Below are 18,427 nucleotides of genomic sequence, written 5' to 3'. Positions count from 1 at the left end.
GCTCCTTATGCACCCGCCTTCATTTTTTCAGCTTTTTCAAGAACCTCATTAATATTACCTACCATATAAAAAGCATTTTCTGGAATATGATCGTATTTTCCTTCCAAAATTCCTTTGAATCCTTCTAATGTTTCTTGTAAAGTAACATATTTACCTGGACTTCCTGTAAAGACTTCAGCCACAAAGAAAGGTTGAGAAAGGAATTTTTCAATTTTTCTTGCTCTTTCAACTACTTTTTTATCTTCTTCAGAAAGTTCATCCATACCCAAAATTGCAATAATATCTTGCAAATCTTTATACTTTTGTAAAACTTGTTGAACACTTGTAGCCACTCTATAGTGATCCTCACCAACTACTTGTGGATCAAGGATTCTAGAAGTTGAATCAAGTGGATCTACTGCGGGATAAATTCCTTTTTCTGCAATTTTTCTATTTAAAACAGTTGTTGCATCAAGGTGTGCAAAAACAGAAGCAGGAGCAGGGTCAGTTAAGTCATCTGCAGGAACATAAACCGCTTGAACAGAAGTAATAGAACCTTTTTTGGTTGATGTGATTCTCTCTTGCAATTTACCCATTTCACTTGCTAGTGTTGGTTGATAACCAACTGCCGAAGGAATTCTACCTAATAGTGCTGACATTTCCGCACCTGATTGAGCATATCTGAAGATATTGTCAATAAACATCAATACATCCAAGCCTTTTTCATCACGAAAGTATTCTGCCATTGTAAGCCCTGTAAAAGCAATTCTATTTCTTGCTCCTGGTGGCTCATTCATTTGACCATAGCATAAGGCAACTTTATCTAAAACACCCGATTCTTTCATTTCATGATAAAGATCGTTTCCTTCTCTTGTTCTCTCTCCAACACCTGCAAACACAGAATAACCACTATGTTTAAATGCAACATTGTGAATAAGCTCCATAATAACAACAGTCTTACCTACACCTGCACCACCAAACAATCCTACTTTACCACCTTTTGAATAAGGAGCTAGTAAATCTACAACCTTGATTCCTGTTTCAAACATTTCAGTTTTTGTGCTTTGGTTTTCAAAAGTTGGTGCTTCCCTATGAATTGACCATTTTTCAGGATTATTTAAAGCTTCACCGCCATCAATTACATCTCCTGTTACATTAAAAATTCTTCCTAAAACTTGCTCTCCAACAGGAACCATAATAGGATTACCTCTTGCAACAACTTTTTCTCCCCTAGTTAAGCCCTCTGTCATATCCATAGCAATCGCTCTAACACGATTATCACCAATATGCGCTGCAACTTCTAAAACCAATTTACGCGATTGCCCATCAATAGAAAAATCAATATCTAACGCTTCATTAATTGCTGGAAGATATGATTCAAAATCAATATCCACAACAGGACCCATTACTTGAACTATTTTCCCTATCATATTCTCTGACATTTACTATACTCCTTATTTCATAGACTCAACACCGGTATTAATCTCTACCAGCTCAGTTGTAATTGCTTCTTGTCTTGCTTTATTATAAGCAACCGTTAAACTTTTTGCCAATTCTCCTGCATTATTAGTTGCAGCATCCATTGCTTGCATCCTTGCACTATGCTCTGCTGCCAATGAATCTACCAAAGCATAATACATACTAAACTCAATATATTTATTAGCTAGTTGATTTAAAACTTCATTCTCTTGCTCATTTGGCTCAACTTCTAAAATAGAACTGCACTCTTGAGAAGATTCAATGCCCTCAATAGGTAAAAGTTGAGAAATTTTCATCTCTTGAGAAATCATATTCTTAAAACCATTATGCACCAAAATAATTTTTGAAGTTATTCCTTGCAAATAATCATTTACTGCTTTATTGATAAATTCTGCCGCTTGAGCATAATTAGGTGTCGCACTTAAACCAACAGCACTATCTAAAATTTCTATTTCATTAAATTTGTAATACTCGATTGCTTTTTTACCGATAACACGCAAACGAACTTTGGCATTTTTAGCTTTGTGTTCTGCTATAATTCGATTAACCTCTTTAATAGTATTAATATTAAAACCACCGCATAAACCTTTATCTGCTGTTACCAAAACAATATCTACAAGTCCTGTCTCCCCAGCAGGTGCAAAATAAAGATTATCTTGCACATTCTCTCCACTTGCTACTTTTGCTTTAATTTCTCCAAGCACCTCTACAATTTTATTTGCATAGGTTTTAGATCGTCTTGCCATTTCATCGGCTTTTTTAAGCTTAGAAGTCGATACAAGTTTCATCGCACGCGTAGTCTTTTGCGTGTTTAAAACACTTGATATCTGCTTCCTAATATCTTTTAAGTTGTTTCCCATAACAACTCCCTAATTATGCTATAAAACTAGCTTTAAACTCTTCTAAAGCTTTACTAAGAGTTTCTTCGATATCCTTATCAAGCATTTTTTTAGAACGAATGTCTTCAAAAATTTGTGGATATTTAGCTTCTAAAAATGGATATAAATCTGCTTCAAATTTAGTAATATTGGCTACAGAAATATCATCCATAAAACCTCTTGCACCTGCAAAAATAACTACCACTTGCCTTTCAATTGGCAATGGAGAATAAGGAGGTTGTTTTAGAACTTCTACCATTCTTTGCCCTCTATCGAGTTGTTTTCGGCTTGATTCATCAAGATCGGATGCGAATTGTGCAAAGGCTTGCAATTCTCTATATTGAGCTAAATCCAATCTTAAAGTCCCTGAAACTTGCTTGGTAGCTTTGATTTGTGCAGCACCGCCCACACGAGATACAGAAAGACCCACATTGATAGCAGGACGAATACCTGAATTAAATAAATCTGTTTCAAGGAAAATTTGTCCATCAGTAATAGAAATAACATTAGTAGGAATATACGCAGCCACATCTCCTGCTTGTGTTTCAATAATTGGCAACGCTGTCAAAGAACCAGCACCCAATTCATCACTTACTTTGGCGGCTCTTTCTAATAATCTTGAATGCAAATAAAAAACATCTCCTGGAAAAGCTTCACGACCTGGAGGGCGTCTTAATATTAAAGACATTTCACGATAAGCAACCGCGTGCTTACTCAAATCATCATAAACAATCAAAGCGTGTCTGCCATTATCTCTAAAATATTCTCCCATTGTTACACCCGCATAAGGAGCAAGATATTGCATTGCCGCAGAATCAGAAGCAGGAGCATTAACGATAATTGTATATTCCATTGCTCCATGCTCTTCTAATTTTCTCACCACTTGTGCTACTGTGGATTCTTTTTGTCCAATGGCAACATAAATACAAACAACATCTTGTCCTTTTTGATTAATAATAGTATCAATTGCAACTGTTGTTTTACCTGTCTGTCTATCACCAATGATTAACTCTCTTTGACCTCGACCAATTGGCACTAGTGCATCAATGGCTTTAATTCCTGTTTGAAGTGGTTCATGAACTGACTTTCTTGCCATAATCCCAGGAGCTTTTTCTTCCATAAACTTAAATTCTTTTGCTTCAATTGCCCCTTTACCATCAATAGGCTCACCTAAGGCATTCACAACTCTCCCCATTAAATCATCTCCAACAGGAACACGCAAAAGTTTACCAAGTCTCTTAACTGAAGTGCCCTCTTTAATCTCTTTTCCAGCACCCAAAACAACAACACCCACACTGCCTTCTTCTAAGCTTGAAGCCAAGCCTTTATCGCCTGTATCAAACTCAACCATTTCATAACTCATAGCATCTTTAAGTCCATAAACTTTTGCAACACCATCAGCATACGCAATAACCTTTCCAGTTTGTGCAATATTTAAATCCAATTCGAAATTATCTATTCTCTCTTTAATAATAGAGCTAATTTCATCAGCTTGTAACTTCGCTATCACTCTTACTCCTTCATAAAAAATTAAAATGCTTTTATAATATGGTTTCTTAAATCTTGAATAAATTTCTCTTGAGAAAAGGAAATTTCAATACCTAAATCCTCCACAATCAATTTAATTCCAATTTCTTGCACAATTTCTTGTTTTAGAATCAAATTCACACCTAACTTTTTGCTAAATTGACTCTGTATGTCATTCAAAACTACTTCATCATACTTTTCACTTACTCTCAAATTAGCAACATACTCTTTATTTAAAAAAGCAATATACGAAAATAATTCCGCATATAACTCTTGAAACAAATTCAAACGCTTATGTTCTGCCAAAACTTTAATAAAATTAGAAAATCTTTGTGTTGTCTTATTTTCCAAAATTACTTGCAAAATAAATTCCACTTTCTTAGAAATATCCACATAAGGCGATTCGACAATTTCTTTAAATTTAGAAATTTGATAGGCATTTGCAAGAGTGCTTAAAAATTCTAAATCCTTTTCCAATTCACTTTTTACTGCATCTTTAGAAAATGCCTTAATATATCTTTTTGCTATCAATTCTTTCATTTTAAGCAACCTTTCTCAATAAGGCTTGAGTTAGGACATCTTTAGGCAATACTACAGAATCTTTATTTAAGAACTCTCCTAAAATCTCATCAATAACCTGCTTTTCCATTTTCCTTCTCTCAAATACCATACTTTCATTGAATTGACGTATTAAGTTCTCAATTTCCACTTTTATATTCTCTTCTGCTTTTTGCAAAATAATTGCTGATTCTTTATGTGCTACTTCTATAATATCTTTTGCAACCTTTTTAGCTTCTTGCAACTCCTCAACTGCTCTTTGTCGCTCTCTTTTTGATTCTTGAAGCTTTTCTTGAATTTTTGCTAGAGAATTGGCAATATTTTCACGTCTTTCTTTGAAAACGCCTTTAATTTTTTCTGCTGCAAAGTAATAAACCAATGCAAAAAAGATAACAAAGTTAATTGTTCTCTCAATAATATCCACTTCACCATTTCCAGATGCCGCCAATAACACACAAGGAGAAAACATTGCAATTAAAAATAAAATACTTTTTTTCATTTTTCCCCCTATAATTTTAGAAGTTTAGCTTTTAAACTATCTTCAAATAGAGGAATTTTAGATAACAATGAATTTTTAAGCTCTTTTCTTTCTTCCTCAAGAATAACAATAAATTCATTATGCTTTGAATTTAACTCCTCTTTTTTTTGTGTGATTTTCGTATCAGCAATTTGCTTAGCATTGTCTTGTGCCTTATTTTTTATAAGACTTGCTTCTTGCCTTGCATTTTGTAAAATTGCTTCTGCCTCCGCCTTTAATGCTTTTACATCCGCTGCATTACCTTCTATACCCTCACTATCTTTTTTTATCGAAGAATCTCTTGCATCCATAAAGCCCAATAAAGGTTTATACAAAATGCGATTCAACAGATAAATCAAAATAAGAAAAGTAAAAAAAACTAGTGCCATTACCCAAGGAGTTGGGATAATAGTCATTTGAACTCCTTTCTTTAAATATTAAATAATATTTTATTCTATCACGACTTTTTCTAAGTTTTTCTTAAAAACTTGGATTTGGTAAAATTTTAATAAATCTTTCCACCTCCTCATCGTTACTAAATTCCACAATAAAACAATTTTTTCGCAAATTTGCCTTTAATTTATTCCCTTGCATCATTTGACAAATTTTCATTAATTCATTTTGAGATTGAGGGCTTATTGTTTTTTTATTTAAAGAAACTTTTCTTGATGCATCCATAGGCTTAGCACCCTTAATATTCCTTACAATAGCTTCAGTTTCATGAACACTTAATTTCTGCCCCACAATTGAATCAGCTACCATTAATTGTTTTTCTTTTGGAAGAGTAACAAGGATTTTGGCGTGCCCTTGTGAAATTTTATTTTCTATAATATATTTTTGAACTTCATTTTCCAAGTCCAATAAACGCAAAGTATTTGTAATTTGAGCTCTTGATTTTGAAAGTCTTTTAGCAACTTCTTCGTGGGTGATTCCATAATCTTCAATTAACTCTCTATAAGATTGCGCTAAATCAATTGGATTTAAATCCTCCCTTTGAATATTTTCTATCAAGGCTAATTCTCGCAATTTTGTTTCTTGAACATCAACAATAATAGCTTTTATAGTTTCTTTTTTTGCAATTTTACTTGCACGCAAACGCCGCTCACCAGCAATCAAAAAATATTCATCAGACTTCTTGCTATCTTCATAAACCAAAATAGGCTGCAAAAGTCCATATTCTTGAATTGAATCAGCTAATTCCTGCAAACTCTCATCATCAAAGACTTTACGAGGCTGCAAAGGATTGGCTTTTATTTTATCAGCCTCAATTTCAACCACTAAACCTGAATTATCATTTAAATTATTCTGATAAGCTTCTTCCACTTCTCCCAAAATCGCGCTTAATCCACGCCCTAACCCTGCACTCTTTGCCATTAAGCCCTCTCTAAAATCGCCTTTGCAAGACTTTGATAGGCAATATTACCTTGAGAACGCACATCATATAAAATAACAGGCTTCCCAAAACTTGGCGATTCAGCTAATTTGATATTCCGTGGAATAGCAATTACATTTTCTGTGTCATTTTTAATCAATTGTCCTTCAAAATGCTGCAATAGATCTGTAAAAACCTGCCTTGAAAGATTATTTTGCCCACTATACATCGTAGGTAAAAGTCCCTTAATTTTTAAATCCGGATTAATCTCTTTCCTTAAAAGTTTGATTGTATTAAGCAATTGCGCTAATCCTTCTAATGCAAAAAATTCACACTGAATAGGAATAATTACAGAATGCGAAGCACTTAAAGCATTGATTGTTAAAGGTCCTAAAGCCGGAGGAGAATCAATAATGATATAATCATACAAACTCCCCACTTCTTCTATTTTCTTTTTTAGCAACAATTCCCTTCCATTGCGCTTTTGGCTATAAAATTCTTTTTCAATTCCTACCAAACCAATGTTTGAGGGTGCTAAAAAAAGTGTCGGGATTGAAGTTTTTTGAATAATTTGTGAGAGCTGTTTGGTTCCAATTAAAACATGATAAATGTTATATTCTATGTCATTTCTATGGAATCCCAAACTCGTTGTCGCATTAGCTTGAGGGTCAGCATCAATTAGCAAAACTTTCTTTTCTTCTACCGCTAAAGAAGCTGCGAGATTCACTGCTGTTGTCGTTTTTCCAACCCCACCTTTTTGATTTGCAATACAAATCACTTCACACATTTTCCACTCCATTTATTATTATCTTAGACTATAGATTCTTCTACCCTTTAAAAGTATCGAACCATCTTCCAAAAGCTTAGCATCTTTTAGAGAAATCTGTTCATCTTGATAGTGAAAGTTATAATAAAAATTTCTAGAGAATTCTAACTTATATTTACTAAAAATTTGCTTCCATGTATAAATTTTTATTTTCTTAATAAAAAAATCAAGTATCTGCTCTTTAGAGACTGAAATATCCAAAGCACCAAATGCAGAATCTTCTACTACTAAATTTAAACCAATTCCTACTAAAATATTTTGTGAAATTTTTGTGCAAAGAATACCACCGATTTTTTTTTCACCAAGATATAAATCATTGGGCCACTTCAAAAAGACTTGAGAGCCAAGCTCCACTAAAACTTCTTTAAAAAGATATCCAAAATAGATTGAAACTGATTCAATAGCCAAATCACTAGGCAATTCCTCTTCTGCAATTGCAAAAGAAAAATACAATCCCTCTTTTACGGCATTCCAAGTATTCCCACGACTACCGATGCCTGAATTTTGCTGATGAGCTACAACCATAATAGGAGCTTTTAGCTCTCCAGATCTAATTTTCTCACTTAAAAAAAGATGTGTTGAGGGCAAAGATTCAAAAGTCAAAATTTCCATTATTCTAAAATATCACCCTTTTTTAATCTTTTTCCTTGTAGATATTCATAAGCATTCACTATCCTTTTAGATGGTGCTTGCAAAGCTTGAATCCAGACACTACCCCTAAGACAACCCACTAAAATCTTATCTTCTAAAATCCCTAAAATCTCCCCTGCTTTATTTATACTTTCATTTTCTTTTAGCAACACTTTTTTTAGTTTCAAGCCACTTTGCAAAAAAATCTCTGGCCACCCTTCATAGGCTAATGCTTTAAGATAAAGCGATCTTGCCTCACTAAAATCCACCAAACTCATTTCTTTTTTAATTTTTTTACAATAACTTGAATCGGCATTATTCTGCTTCATAGGGATAATTACTTTCCATCTCTCAAGGTAATCCAAAGTTAATTTTGCAGCCGCTTCTGAAAGCTCAGCAAATAGCTCCCTTGCATTTTGCCCCCTATTTTTTAAGATTCTAAATCCTAAAATGTCTCCACTATCTAAACCCTCTTCCATTTGCATTAAAGTTACACCAAAAAAATTTTCATCTTCTAAAATGCTTTCTTGAATCGGACTAGCACCACGAAATTTTGGCAATATTGAAGCGTGTAAATTAACGCAAGGTGCAAGTTCTAAAATGCTTTTTGGCAAAATCTTTCCAAAGGCTGCAACAACAATCATATCAAAATCAATTTGCTTTAATGTTTCAAGGAACCCTTCATCTAAAACTGCAGGTTGAAAAATAGGAATCTCTAAACCTTGTTGCAATAATAATTCCTTTGTAGCGGGCATTTTTAAGCGCATATCTCTTCCTGCTTTTTTATCTGGCTGACAAACAAGTGCTTTAAGGGTGTGTTTTTTTAGCAGTGATTCTAAAATCACTGCTGCATAAGAAGGAGTTCCCATAAAAACAATATTCATTTCTTCACTCTCCAATTACACTTATTTTTCAAATAAAGTCCCACTTACTTGAATCCCTTCTAGTAAAAACTTCTCTAAAACCTCCAAGCGTTTTCCGCTTGAAAGAAACATTTTGCGATGATTCTGCAATAAAAAATCCGCCGCTTTTAACTTAGTTACTATCCCGCCTGTAGCAAAAGCATTGTTGGGTGTCGCTTGTTCTTTTAGGGTTTCAGCAGAAATTTCAGAGACTTTGGGGTAGATTTTTGCTGCTGGATTAATGCTTGGATTCTCATTATAATAGCCCTCAATATCACTCAAAATGGCAAGAATATCTGCATTAAAAAAATGTGTAACATGGGCAGAGAGCTGATCATTATCCCCAAATTCCAAAAGCAAAGACAACTCGCCTGTTGCTGTCACATCATTTTCATTGATAATAGGCAAAACTTCATTTTGCAATAAAACTTCCATCGCATTTCTAGCATTTTGAGTTCTTTTACGCGAATCAAAATCATACGCAGAAAGCAAAACTTGCGCTGTAGCTATCCCAAAAAAGGCAAAAATTTCCGCATAAGTCTGCATTAATAAAGGCTGTCCTATAGCCGCCAAAGCTTGTTTGTTAGCCAAATTCCCTTTATTAAGTTTAACTTTTGTAAAACCTGCTGCAACCGCACCTGAGCTCACCAAAATCACTTCATATTTTTGACGCAATTTTGCAATCAAACTCGCTAAAGCCTCCATTCTCTCTTTATCAATGAGTTGATTTTTAACCAAAAGGGCACTACCAACTTTAATCACCACTCTACTTTTCTGCATTAACACATTCCTTTTTTGCTTCTTTTAGCGATTCATAAAGCAAATGTTTAAGCGATTCAATATTTTCTCCATTCACACTAGAAGCACAAATGACAAATATTGGTTTTAAATAATCATAATTTTCAAAATCTTCTCTATTTTGTTGCACATAACAATTTGTAACTTCTTGATGCCGCTTTAATGTTATCTCTAAATGCTTTAAAAAATTTATCAAAATAGGTTTCTTTTCTTCTTTGGCATCACTCTTTGAGAGCATAATTCCAAAAGGACGCCTAGCAAGTTGTGTGCTAAATTTTTCTAGCTCTTGTCTTAAAATCATAAATTGCTCTTCTATTGAACGATAATTAGCTATATCAAGCACAAAAAGCAAGAATCGTGTTCTCTCAATATGGCGTAAAAACTCTAATCCTAAACCTTTCCCCTCACTTGCTCCGCCGATAATTCCAGGAATATCTGCTATCACAAAAGAATGATAATCTCCTAAATTTACAATCCCCAAAGATGGAATCAAAGTGGTAAATTCATAATTGGCAATTTCGGGTTTAGCATTAGAAACTACCGAAACAAGAGTAGATTTACCAACATTAGGGAATCCCACCAAACCAACATCGGCAATTAATTTTAATTCCAAGCGAATCTTTTTTTCAATCCCAGACATTCCTTTTTGTGCATAAGTTGGGCGTTGATTAGTAGCGCTTTTAAAATGCACATTACCTAAGCCTCCCTTGCCACCTTCTAAAAACAAAATTTTCTTAGATTCTTCAACCAAATCCAACAACAACTCTCCGCTTTCAGAATCAAACACTTGTGTTCCAGGTGGCACACTAATTACTAAATCTTCACCTTTTTTTCCATATTTATTTCTTCCAAGCCCAGGTTTTCCATTTTGTGCCTTAAAATGTTTGTGTCCTCTAAAATGAGAAAGTGTGTCGGTATTGCGATCTACTATGAAATAAACATTTCCACCCTTACCGCCATCTCCACCATCAGGACCACCATTGATAACAAATTTTTCCCGATGAAAAGATACGGCACCCTCTCCACCTTTGCCCGAGGATACAAAGATTTCAACTCTATCAACAAACATCAAAAAACCTTAATTGGAAATTCAATCCCCAAAAGGGGATTTATGAAGCATTTTTAAGAAGCAGGATAAATAGAAACTTTTTTTCGATTTCTGTCTTTTCTCTCAAAAGAAACAACTCCATCGATCAACGCAAAAATAGTGTGATCTTTACCCATTCCTACATTATTTCCAGGATGAACTTTTGTGCCTCTTTGACGAATAATAATATTTCCTGCACGAACAAATTGTCCGCCAAATTTTTTTACACCTAAACGGCGTCCTGCTGAATCGCGATTATTTTGGGTGCTCCCCTGACCTTTCTTGTGTGCCATTTCTACTCCTTATGTAGCAATCTATGCCGCAATTTTAATCACACGAACACGCGTGAAATCTCTTCTAAAACCTCTTTTGGTTTTACTATCTTTTCTTCTGCGTTTTTTAAAAGTAATAACCTTTTTACCTCTTCCTTCATTGATAACTTCTAATTCCACTTTAGCACCACTTACATAAGGGCTTCCAAGTTTCACATCTCCATTATCAAAAAGAGCTAAAACTTCATTGACTTCAACTTTTGACTTTGGCTCAAGGTTTAAACAATCAAGCAATAAAATATCACCTTCGCTTACCTTGTATTGTTTGCCTCCATTCTGAATGATTGCATACATAATACAATTCCTTTACATTTTATTTTGAAGTTTTTATTTTTTATTAAAGAATAATAAAAGCTTGGATTCTACTCTTTTTTTTATTAATAAAACATTAATTTTGCAATGCAATGCACTCAATCTCAACCAACGCATCTTTAGGCAATGTCTTTACAGCCACGGTGCTTCTAGCTGGTTTATGATCTCCAAAAAATTCCGCATAGATTCCATTAACAATACCAAAATGCTCCATATCGCTTAAAAAAATAGTTGTCTTAATAACTTGACTTAAGCCACTATTAGAAGCTTTTAAAACCTCACTAAGATTCTCCAAAACCTGTCTTGTTTGTGCTTCAATGCCTTGAACTAATTCTCCACTAGGTGTAAGCCCAATTTGACCTGAGGTATAAATGATTCCATTTGCGCTAATTGCCTGTGAGTAAGGACCAATTGCTTGGGGTGCTTTTTTTGTTGCTGTGATTTCTAACATTAATGGATTCTCCTTTACTTTGTCCTTAAAATATTATAGAATTATAACAAATTAACTTCAAAACAAAAGGAATTTCGGAAATGAAATCAACTTTTTTAAAGCCTTTAATTCTATCATTTTGTGTCGGTGCATTATCCTCTTATCTTTATGCTGATACCTTTGTTGCATTTCATCCCAAACCAAAATTACAAATTGCTGCACTAGATAATTTTGATAAATCACTTCAAAAAGAAATGCAAAAATATCCAAAAGGCACTGCTTTTATGGTGGATGCAAGAACAGGAAAGATTATCGCAACCACACCACAAAACAAGCCAATGCCAAAAGCTCAAGCACCAAAACCTCCCAAAAAAGAAAAAACGCCTCCTTATAATATGAATGAAGAATATATTGAACTTCTATAAAAAGGATTTTAATGATTGAAGTTGAATTGTTGGGACCGCTTGGAAATCAAAAATTTACAAGCAATGCCAAAGATTTTTATGCTCTAAAACAAGAATTACAACAAGATTCTAATATACAAGCTTGGCTAAAAGATTGCGCTATTGCTTTAAATGATGAAATTGTGCAATCCCTAGATACCCCCTTAAAAGATGGAGATAAAGTAGTGATTTTACCTCCAGTGTGTGGTGGATGATGCATACTAAAACAATGGGCTTAGAAATTTTTGATGGCGCTTTAAACACAGCCCAAATTTATCAAAAATGGTATGATTTTGCCTCCCAAAACAACCTAGGTGCCAATAGTATTTTTACAGGGATTGTGCGTGCAGAGAATGGGTGTGATGGATTGAGTTTTGATATTTATGAGCCACTCTTAGAGCAGTGGTTTTTAGGTTGGAGTAAGAAAGTTTTGGAAAATGGGGTATTTTTAAAAATGGCACATTCTAGAGGTGATGTTTTTAATCATCAAAGCTCTTATATGGCAGGAATCTTTAGCTTAAAAAGACGCGCTTGTTTGGAAGTTTTTGAAGATTTCGTTGAAGATTTTAAGCACAAAGCTCCCATTTGGAAATATGACTTAAAAAATGGAGCAAGAATCTATGCAAAAGAGCGAAGTTATAAATTACCCTTTAGTGGAATCCTACAATGAAAGCTATTGCCTTTAGCGGAAATTCCAATAGCGGAAAAACTACGCTTATCCAAAAACTTTCTCTCCTTTTAACCCCTACAAAACGCGTTTGCATTATTAAACACGATCCAAAAAATAAAGCTTCCATTGACACAGAAGGCAAAGATTCTGATATTTTTTATAAGACTGGTGCAGATATTGCTATCTTAAGCCCATCACAAACCACACTAAGATTCCATCAAGGCTTAAATTTAGAATCATTAATCCAAAAATTTGGAGATTGCGACTATCTTTTTGTGGAGGGATTAAAGGAATTACCCTTACCTAGAATCTGCGTTGCTAGAGGAATCTTTGATGAGCGTTTTTTGCCTTTTAGCAATGCCTTAGCCATTGATGATTCAATTAATAGAGATTTATTACCCAAAAACATTCCTCTTTTAAACCTCAATAACCCACAAGAAATTCTAAATTGGATTAATATAAATATTAAGGATTACAAATGAATCAAGCAAAAATAGGTATCCTAACTCTTTCTGATAGAGCAAGTGCGGGAGTTTATGAAGATATTTCCGGACAAGCCATCATTAACACACTCAAAGATTATCTCACTTCCCCTTGGGAAAGTGTCTATCGTTTAATTGGAGATGATTTAGAGCAAATCAAATCTCAACTCATAGAATTAGCCGACATTGAAAAATGTGACTTAATTGTTACCACAGGTGGAACAGGACCTGCAATAAGAGATGTGACTCCCGAAGCCACAGAAGCCGTATGCCAAAAAATGCTACCAGGTTTTGGAGAGCTTATGCGACAAACCAGCCTAAAATATGTCCCAACAGCAATTCTATCTCGCCAAACCGCAGGAATCCGCAATCAAACTCTAATCCTTAATCTACCTGGCAAACCAAAATCAATCCGAGAATGCCTTGATGCCGTATTCCCTGCTATCCCTTACTGCCTTGATTTAATTGGTGCAGCTTACTTGCAAACTAACCCCGACATCATCAAAGCTTTCCGACCAAAATCCTAGTCTTCTTCTAAAAATTTATGCAATTTATTATATTCCCCTCTCTCTAAAAAACGCACTTTTTGCGTAGGGAGATTATTAAGTGAAACAAAGCCATAAGCAACGCGTTTTAAATCCAAAACTTTTAAATTAAAATGAGCAAAAAAGCGTCTTAATTCACGATTTTTACCCTCATTAATAGCCACCTTAATCTTAGAAAGCTTTGCTGTATTTTTTGAAACCCAATATCCCATAAAAGGAGAAAATTCCATTGCTTTAATTTTGCTTTTTTGATGCCCTCCTAATCTTGCATCTTGCAAACTTAAGCCATTTTCCATAGCTTCAAACACTTCTTCTTTAATCTCACCTGAAAGCTTCAAAAGATACACGCGTTCTAACTTGCTTTCCATTAGCTTAGTAGCTACTTTTACACTATCTGTCAATAAAAGCAACCCTTCACTAGCAAAATCAAGCCTACCAATAGGGATAAAATCTTTAAATCGCTTAGGAAGCGATTCATAAATCACTCTCCGTCCTCTATCATCTCTTTTGCTCACCAACTCACCCTTGGGTTTATTATAAACAATTACCGTATATTCCTCTTTTTCCTTCAAGCACTTTCCATTAACATAAACTTTTGTGTGATTCTTAACTTGATAAGAAAAATCTTTAATAATTTCTTTGTTAATTGAAACCTTGCCCTCTTTAATTAATTGATCTGCTTCTCTTCTTGAAAACTTAGAGTGATGAGCTATATATTGATTTAATCGCATATTCTTACTTTTTAAATTTAAATTTTTCTTTCTTTAAAAAAGCTTTGAGCTTTTCTAAATGTTTCCCTTGAAATTCCAAAACATATCCACCCAAATCTTCTTTAAAACTACCACCACAAGCTAAAGCTTTTTTAATTTCTTTTAGCATTTTTATGATATTTTCACTCGATTCATAAATAACACCGCAAAGTGTTATATCTTTGCCCTTACATTTTTGTTCCTTAACCCACAAAAAATAAGAATCTCTGTCTTTTATCTCTGCTTTCTTTTTGCAAACACATTGACTTTGAAGATTCCCACATTTCTTACATAGCACATCAATAGTATCTTCAAAGTTTGCACCTATTGAGAAATGGCTTAAATCTAATCGATCCATTCTAGCTCTTTAAACTCTTCTTTAATCTGACTATGCACAAAAAATGCACTTGCCATTTCTAGCTCTTGAGTTTCCGTTTTAAATAAAATCCTTAATTCTCTTTTACCTTGATGACGAATCGCTGCTTCCCTTAAATTTTGAAGTATTTGTTTATTAATTTGTGAATTAATCAACAAAATCAAAGGATTGTTTGTATCAGCCTTTTGCACTACAAAATCCACTTTTTCTTTTTGCGCTTCTTCTAAACTTAAAATTTTTTCTGCTTTTAGACTTTTTGAATCATTTTGTTCTTGAACCATACATTTAACAGCAATTGGAATCTCTTTGTCCATTTCTTCTAGAGCTAGAAGTGTCTTTTCAAAAATGGTGAGTTCTATGCTACCATACAAATCTTGTAATTTTAAAATACCATAACGCTTACCTGTTTTTGAAAATTTAGTAATCACATCTTCAATACTGCCTATTAACAAAATATGACTATTTTCTGCAATGTCTTGAATCTGATTAGTATAGACACAATCAATTGATTTTATAATCTCTTTATAATTTTCAAGTGGATGCCCTGAAGCATAGAATCCTAAACTTTCTTTTTCAAACTCTAAAATCTGCTTTTTATCAAATTCTCCTTTGTTTTCAAGCTCCAATGCAACACTTGTAAATTCCTCACTATCTCCAAAAAGAGAATTTTCTGCTTCTTTTCTAGCTGTTTGTGCCACTCTTGCACTTTCTGTTAGAATCTCCACCTGTTCTAAAAGCGTTTTTCTTGTATAATTAAAGCAATCCATTGCTCCACTTTTAATAAAAGATTCTAAAGATTTTTTATTGACCTTTTGAGGATCAATCCTTGCTAAAAAGTCTTCTAAATCTTTAAATTCACCATTGTTTTTGCGTTCCTCTAAGATAACATTAATAGCCACCTCTCCAGCACCTTTAATCGCACCCAATCCAAATAAAATACAATCTTCACCTTCAATCTTTGCAACACTAAATTCTAATTCTGATTTTTGCAAATTGGGCGGAAGAACTTTAATATCCATTTTATTAGCTTCTTCAATATATTCTACAATCTTCTCTGTCGCATTCTTTTCTGAAGTTAGCAAGGCTGCCATAAATTCTTTAGGATAATAAGTCTTTAAATAGGCTGTTTCAAAGGTAAGCATCGCATAGGCTGCTGAATGCGATTTATTAAACCCATATCCTGCAAATTTAACAATCAATTCCCAAAGCTCTTCTGCTTTTGCTTTATCAAAACCTTGACTTTGCGCCCCTTGAGCAAACTTATTTTTATTATCCGCCATAATTTGTGCATCTTTTTTTCCCATTGCCCTACGAATCAAATCGGCTTCACCAAGGCTAAAACCACCGATTCTTTGCACTATTTGCATAACTTGTTCTTGATAAACAATTGTCCCATAGGTTGGCTTTAAAATTGGCTCTAATTCGGGAAACATATAAACAATAGGTGCTTTCCCGTGCTTTCTATCAATAAAATCACTCACCATTCCTGATTCCATAGGTCCTGGTCTGCCTAATGCAATGATTGCAATAATATCTTCAAAAGTGCTTGGTTTTAGGCGTTTATTAATTCCTTGAAACATACTTGATTCAATTTGGAATATTCCAAGCGTGTTACCGCTTTGCAAGGTTTCATACACTTTCTTATCATCCACATCAAGCTTTAAAAAATCAATCTCTAAATGATGACGATTTTTAATTAATTTCAAAGCATCATCAATCAAAGTCAATGTCTTTAAACCCAAAAAGTCAAATTTAATTAAATCCACATCTTCAAGATATTTCATTGAATATTGCGTCGCAATGATTCCATCCCTAGAAGATCGATACAAAGGTGCTTTGTGCCATAGTTCATTTTCCGAATCAATAACAACTGCCGCAGCGTGAGTTCCTGGATTTCTCTTGGTGTTTTCTAAGATAACTGCAAAATCCCATATTTTCTTAGCTAAAGGATTTTTCTCAATTAATTCTTTAATCTTAGGTTCTTTTTCATAAGCTTTTTCCAAAGTAATATCAAGATCTTTTGGAATAAGCTTGGCAAAGGAATCTGCCTCTCCATAAGGCATTCCCATAACCCTTGCCACATCTCGGATAACAGCCTTTGCTTTCATCATACCAAAAGTAATCACTTGTGCAACATTATGACGCCCATACTTTTCTGTCACATATTCCAAAATCTCTTCACGCCGACTTTGGCAAAAGTCCATATCAATATCAGGCATACTTACGCGTTCAGGATTCAAGAATCGTTCAAAAAGTAAATCATATTTCATCGGATCAATATTGGTAATCTCCAAACAAAAAGCCACTAAACTCCCTGCTGCACTTCCACGACCTGGTCCAACTGGAATCCCTCGCTCTTTTGCAGCACGCACAAAATCCCATACAATCAGCATATAGCCTGGAAATTTCATTTTATTAATAATCTCAATTTCTCTCTCTAGTCTTTCTGTGTATTCTTGATGTTTTTCTTGGGGGATATTTAATAGGCGCTTTTTTAGTCCTTCCCTACACTTATAAGCAAAATATTCACTATCTTGAGTAAAATCTAAATTTTCAGCTTTAGCATATTCTGCTGTGAATTTAAAACTAGGCGGAGTGGGATCACCTAAATGTAATTCCAAATTACATTTATTAGCAATTTCTTGTGTATTAGCCAATGCCTCTGGAAAATCTGCATACAATTGTGCCATTTCTTCTGGGCTTTTAATATAAAATTCTTGCACCGTGTGTCGCATACGATTAGGATCATTAAAATCTTTTCCAAACCCAATACAAAAAGCCACTTCTTGGGCAGTAGAATCACTTTGTTTGGTGTAATGTGTGTCATTGGTTGCGATAATTTTAATACCAGTTTCTAAAGAAATTTGAAGAATTTGATTATCAATAAGCTGCTGCTCCTCAATCCCGTGCCGCATAAGTTCTAAATAAAAATCTTCTCCAAAAATATCTTGATATTCTAAGGCAACTTCTTTTGCTCTCTCATAGCCTTTTCTTCCCTTATTGTCATCTTTTTTTACATTAAGATGCCATTGCACTTCTCCATTTAAACAAGCAGAAGAACAAATCAAACCCGCACTATGCTCACGCAACATTTTTTTACTAATTCGCGGTTTCATATAATATCCATACAAACACGCTTGTGAGCTAAGATACATTAGATTTTTATAGCCTTCTAGATTTTTAGCATACAAGCACAAATGGAATCGCTGGTTGCTTTTATCACTAATTTCTTCGGCATTATGCAAATAAGCTTCCATTCCTAAAATCGGCTTAATTCCCTGCTCTTTCATTGCTTTGTAAAATTCAATAGCTCCAAACATATTGCCGTGATCTGTGATAGCAACGCTATCCATTCCTAGCTCTTTAATTCGCTTAGCAAGCACTTTGATTTTATTTAAACCATCCAATAAAGAATATTCTGTATGTAAGTGCAAATGAGTGAAAGAAATTTGTGGAGTTATGATTTCATTTGGAGTCTTGCTCATTCTAAGCCCTTTTAATACTAAAAATAAGCAAGATTCTAACCTATTTATAC

Annotated in this window: 23 protein-coding genes; 5 read left to right on the top strand and 18 right to left on the bottom strand. The window is 34.1% G+C overall.

Annotated features, from left to right (window positions below; translation table 11 throughout):
- Positions 1-5: 5 nt before the first annotated feature.
- The 15 genes from atpD to HCAN_RS04485 all read right to left on the bottom strand — a co-directional run bounded on the left by atpD (position 6) and on the right by HCAN_RS04485 (position 11,648).
- Positions 6-1,409 carry a F0F1 ATP synthase subunit beta gene (atpD, locus tag HCAN_RS04555; RefSeq protein ID WP_006655575.1) on the bottom strand — a complete coding sequence of 468 codons (1,404 nt, stop codon included), beginning with the start codon at positions 1,407-1,409 and terminating at the stop codon, positions 6-8.
- A gap of 24 nt (positions 1,410-1,433) precedes the next feature.
- Positions 1,434-2,318 (bottom strand): ATP synthase F1 subunit gamma, encoded by an 885-nt coding sequence (atpG, locus tag HCAN_RS04550; protein ID WP_006655574.1) that lies wholly within the window; start codon positions 2,316-2,318, stop codon positions 1,434-1,436.
- Positions 2,319-2,331: 13 nt separating this feature from the next.
- Positions 2,332-3,846 carry a F0F1 ATP synthase subunit alpha gene (atpA, locus tag HCAN_RS04545; protein ID WP_006655573.1) on the bottom strand — a complete coding sequence of 505 codons (1,515 nt, stop codon included), beginning with the start codon at positions 3,844-3,846 and terminating at the stop codon, positions 2,332-2,334.
- Between the two features lie 20 nt (positions 3,847-3,866).
- A complete protein-coding gene (locus tag HCAN_RS04540) occupies positions 3,867-4,403 on the bottom strand; it encodes a F0F1 ATP synthase subunit delta (RefSeq protein ID WP_006655572.1) in 537 nt (178 codons plus the stop codon).
- A 1-nt stretch (position 4,404) separates the two neighbouring features.
- Entirely contained in the window at positions 4,405-4,920 is a 516-nt protein-coding gene (locus HCAN_RS04535) for a F0F1 ATP synthase subunit B (RefSeq protein ID WP_006655571.1), read from the bottom strand.
- 8 nt (positions 4,921-4,928) lie between these two features.
- Entirely contained in the window at positions 4,929-5,354 is a 426-nt protein-coding gene (locus HCAN_RS04530) for a FoF1 ATP synthase subunit B' (RefSeq protein WP_006655570.1), read from the bottom strand.
- Between the two features lie 64 nt (positions 5,355-5,418).
- The gene (locus HCAN_RS04525) at positions 5,419-6,312 is read right to left on the bottom strand and encodes a ParB/RepB/Spo0J family partition protein (RefSeq protein ID WP_006655569.1); all 894 of its coding nucleotides are present in this window, start codon (positions 6,310-6,312) and stop codon (positions 5,419-5,421) included.
- Positions 6,312-7,097 (bottom strand): ParA family protein, encoded by a 786-nt coding sequence (locus tag HCAN_RS04520; protein WP_006655568.1) that lies wholly within the window; start codon positions 7,095-7,097, stop codon positions 6,312-6,314. The genes HCAN_RS04525 and HCAN_RS04520 overlap by 1 nt, the downstream gene beginning before the upstream one ends.
- An 18-nt stretch (positions 7,098-7,115) precedes the next feature.
- Entirely contained in the window at positions 7,116-7,748 is a 633-nt protein-coding gene (locus tag HCAN_RS04515; protein WP_006655567.1) for a biotin--[acetyl-CoA-carboxylase] ligase, read from the bottom strand.
- The gene (locus HCAN_RS04510; protein WP_006656846.1) at positions 7,748-8,650 is read right to left on the bottom strand and encodes a methionyl-tRNA formyltransferase; all 903 of its coding nucleotides are present in this window, start codon (positions 8,648-8,650) and stop codon (positions 7,748-7,750) included. The genes HCAN_RS04515 and HCAN_RS04510 overlap by 1 nt, the downstream gene beginning before the upstream one ends.
- A gap of 21 nt (positions 8,651-8,671) precedes the next feature.
- Positions 8,672-9,448, bottom strand: a complete 777-nt coding sequence (proB, locus tag HCAN_RS04505) for a glutamate 5-kinase (RefSeq protein ID WP_006656845.1) — start codon at positions 9,446-9,448, stop codon at positions 8,672-8,674.
- On the bottom strand, positions 9,435-10,535 hold the full coding sequence (obgE, locus tag HCAN_RS04500; protein ID WP_006655564.1) for a GTPase ObgE: 1,101 nt from the start codon (positions 10,533-10,535) through the stop codon (positions 9,435-9,437). Before obgE ends, proB begins: the two co-directional genes overlap by 14 nt.
- Before the next feature lie 53 nt (positions 10,536-10,588).
- A complete protein-coding gene (gene rpmA, locus HCAN_RS04495) occupies positions 10,589-10,846 on the bottom strand; it encodes a 50S ribosomal protein L27 (protein WP_006655563.1) in 258 nt (85 codons plus the stop codon).
- Positions 10,847-10,867: 21 nt separating this feature from the next.
- Positions 10,868-11,182 carry a 50S ribosomal protein L21 gene (gene rplU, locus HCAN_RS04490; protein ID WP_172617271.1) on the bottom strand — a complete coding sequence of 105 codons (315 nt, stop codon included), beginning with the start codon at positions 11,180-11,182 and terminating at the stop codon, positions 10,868-10,870.
- A gap of 91 nt (positions 11,183-11,273) precedes the next feature.
- Positions 11,274-11,648 (bottom strand): RidA family protein, encoded by a 375-nt coding sequence (locus tag HCAN_RS04485; protein WP_006655561.1) that lies wholly within the window; start codon positions 11,646-11,648, stop codon positions 11,274-11,276.
- 80 nt (positions 11,649-11,728) lie between these two features.
- Here HCAN_RS04485 and HCAN_RS04480 point away from each other — a divergent pair, with 80 nt between their 5' ends.
- Genes HCAN_RS04480 through mog form a run of 5 tightly spaced genes read left to right on the top strand, consistent with a single transcriptional unit; the run spans position 11,729 to position 13,749 of the window.
- Positions 11,729-12,052, top strand: coding sequence for a hypothetical protein (locus HCAN_RS04480; protein WP_006655560.1), 324 nt, complete (start codon positions 11,729-11,731; stop codon positions 12,050-12,052).
- Positions 12,053-12,063: 11 nt separating this feature from the next.
- Entirely contained in the window at positions 12,064-12,285 is a 222-nt protein-coding gene (locus HCAN_RS04475; protein WP_006655559.1) for a MoaD/ThiS family protein, read from the top strand.
- Positions 12,285-12,740: a molybdenum cofactor biosynthesis protein MoaE gene (locus HCAN_RS04470; RefSeq protein WP_006656844.1), complete on the top strand. Its 456-nt coding sequence runs from the start codon at positions 12,285-12,287 to the stop codon at positions 12,738-12,740. Before HCAN_RS04475 ends, HCAN_RS04470 begins: the two co-directional genes overlap by 1 nt.
- Positions 12,737-13,222 (top strand): molybdopterin-guanine dinucleotide biosynthesis protein B, encoded by a 486-nt coding sequence (mobB, locus tag HCAN_RS04465; protein WP_006655557.1) that lies wholly within the window; start codon positions 12,737-12,739, stop codon positions 13,220-13,222. The genes HCAN_RS04470 and mobB overlap by 4 nt, the downstream gene beginning before the upstream one ends.
- Complete coding sequence (mog, locus tag HCAN_RS04460; RefSeq protein WP_006656843.1) at positions 13,219-13,749, top strand: molybdopterin adenylyltransferase; 531 nt, start codon at positions 13,219-13,221, stop codon at positions 13,747-13,749. The genes mobB and mog overlap by 4 nt, the downstream gene beginning before the upstream one ends.
- On the opposite strand, the gene HCAN_RS04455 is transcribed toward mog, so the two are convergent.
- Genes HCAN_RS04455 through dnaE form a run of 3 tightly spaced genes read right to left on the bottom strand, consistent with a single transcriptional unit; the run spans position 13,746 to position 18,377 of the window.
- Positions 13,746-14,498, bottom strand: coding sequence for a pseudouridine synthase (locus tag HCAN_RS04455; RefSeq protein WP_006655555.1), 753 nt, complete (start codon positions 14,496-14,498; stop codon positions 13,746-13,748). The two genes, mog and HCAN_RS04455, sit on opposite strands and share 4 nt — an antisense overlap.
- Before the next feature lie 4 nt (positions 14,499-14,502).
- Positions 14,503-14,874, bottom strand: coding sequence for an SUI1 family translation initiation factor (locus tag HCAN_RS04450; protein ID WP_006655554.1), 372 nt, complete (start codon positions 14,872-14,874; stop codon positions 14,503-14,505).
- Entirely contained in the window at positions 14,862-18,377 is a 3,516-nt protein-coding gene (dnaE, locus tag HCAN_RS04445) for a DNA polymerase III subunit alpha (protein WP_006655553.1), read from the bottom strand. Before dnaE ends, HCAN_RS04450 begins: the two co-directional genes overlap by 13 nt.
- Positions 18,378-18,427 lie beyond the last annotated feature (50 nt).

Source organism: Helicobacter canadensis MIT 98-5491 (genome assembly GCF_000162575.1).
In the GTDB taxonomy this organism is placed as follows: domain Bacteria; phylum Campylobacterota; class Campylobacteria; order Campylobacterales; family Helicobacteraceae; genus Helicobacter_D; species Helicobacter_D canadensis.
This window is presented reverse-complemented; position numbering and strand designations above follow the sequence as displayed.

What these genes read in the sequence shown, in the direction of transcription:
- atpD (WP_006655575.1), bottom strand. Translation starts at nt 1,409, where the DNA reads ATGATAGGGAAAATAGTTCAAGTAATGGGTCCTGTTGTGGATATTGAT.
- atpG (WP_006655574.1), bottom strand. Translation starts at nt 2,318, where the DNA reads ATGGGAAACAACTTAAAAGATATTAGGAAGCAGATATCAAGTGTTTTA.
- HCAN_RS04540 (WP_006655572.1), bottom strand. Translation starts at nt 4,403, where the DNA reads ATGAAAGAATTGATAGCAAAAAGATATATTAAGGCATTTTCTAAAGAT.
- HCAN_RS04535 (WP_006655571.1), bottom strand. Translation starts at nt 4,920, where the DNA reads ATGAAAAAAAGTATTTTATTTTTAATTGCAATGTTTTCTCCTTGTGTG.
- HCAN_RS04530 (WP_006655570.1), bottom strand. Translation starts at nt 5,354, where the DNA reads ATGACTATTATCCCAACTCCTTGGGTAATGGCACTAGTTTTTTTTACT.
- HCAN_RS04525 (WP_006655569.1), bottom strand. Translation starts at nt 6,312, where the DNA reads ATGGCAAAGAGTGCAGGGTTAGGGCGTGGATTAAGCGCGATTTTGGGA.
- HCAN_RS04520 (WP_006655568.1), bottom strand. Translation starts at nt 7,097, where the DNA reads ATGTGTGAAGTGATTTGTATTGCAAATCAAAAAGGTGGGGTTGGAAAA.
- HCAN_RS04515 (WP_006655567.1), bottom strand. Translation starts at nt 7,748, where the DNA reads ATGGAAATTTTGACTTTTGAATCTTTGCCCTCAACACATCTTTTTTTA.
- HCAN_RS04510 (WP_006656846.1), bottom strand. Translation starts at nt 8,650, where the DNA reads ATGAATATTGTTTTTATGGGAACTCCTTCTTATGCAGCAGTGATTTTA.
- proB (WP_006656845.1), bottom strand. Translation starts at nt 9,448, where the DNA reads ATGCAGAAAAGTAGAGTGGTGATTAAAGTTGGTAGTGCCCTTTTGGTT.
- obgE (WP_006655564.1), bottom strand. Translation starts at nt 10,535, where the DNA reads ATGTTTGTTGATAGAGTTGAAATCTTTGTATCCTCGGGCAAAGGTGGA.
- rpmA (WP_006655563.1), bottom strand. Translation starts at nt 10,846, where the DNA reads ATGGCACACAAGAAAGGTCAGGGGAGCACCCAAAATAATCGCGATTCA.
- HCAN_RS04485 (WP_006655561.1), bottom strand. Translation starts at nt 11,648, where the DNA reads ATGTTAGAAATCACAGCAACAAAAAAAGCACCCCAAGCAATTGGTCCT.
- HCAN_RS04480 (WP_006655560.1), top strand. Translation starts at nt 11,729, where the DNA reads ATGAAATCAACTTTTTTAAAGCCTTTAATTCTATCATTTTGTGTCGGT.
- HCAN_RS04475 (WP_006655559.1), top strand. Translation starts at nt 12,064, where the DNA reads ATGATTGAAGTTGAATTGTTGGGACCGCTTGGAAATCAAAAATTTACA.
- HCAN_RS04470 (WP_006656844.1), top strand. Translation starts at nt 12,285, where the DNA reads ATGCATACTAAAACAATGGGCTTAGAAATTTTTGATGGCGCTTTAAAC.
- mobB (WP_006655557.1), top strand. Translation starts at nt 12,737, where the DNA reads ATGAAAGCTATTGCCTTTAGCGGAAATTCCAATAGCGGAAAAACTACG.
- mog (WP_006656843.1), top strand. Translation starts at nt 13,219, where the DNA reads ATGAATCAAGCAAAAATAGGTATCCTAACTCTTTCTGATAGAGCAAGT.
- HCAN_RS04455 (WP_006655555.1), bottom strand. Translation starts at nt 14,498, where the DNA reads ATGCGATTAAATCAATATATAGCTCATCACTCTAAGTTTTCAAGAAGA.
- HCAN_RS04450 (WP_006655554.1), bottom strand. Translation starts at nt 14,874, where the DNA reads ATGGATCGATTAGATTTAAGCCATTTCTCAATAGGTGCAAACTTTGAA.
- dnaE (WP_006655553.1), bottom strand. Translation starts at nt 18,377, where the DNA reads ATGAGCAAGACTCCAAATGAAATCATAACTCCACAAATTTCTTTCACT.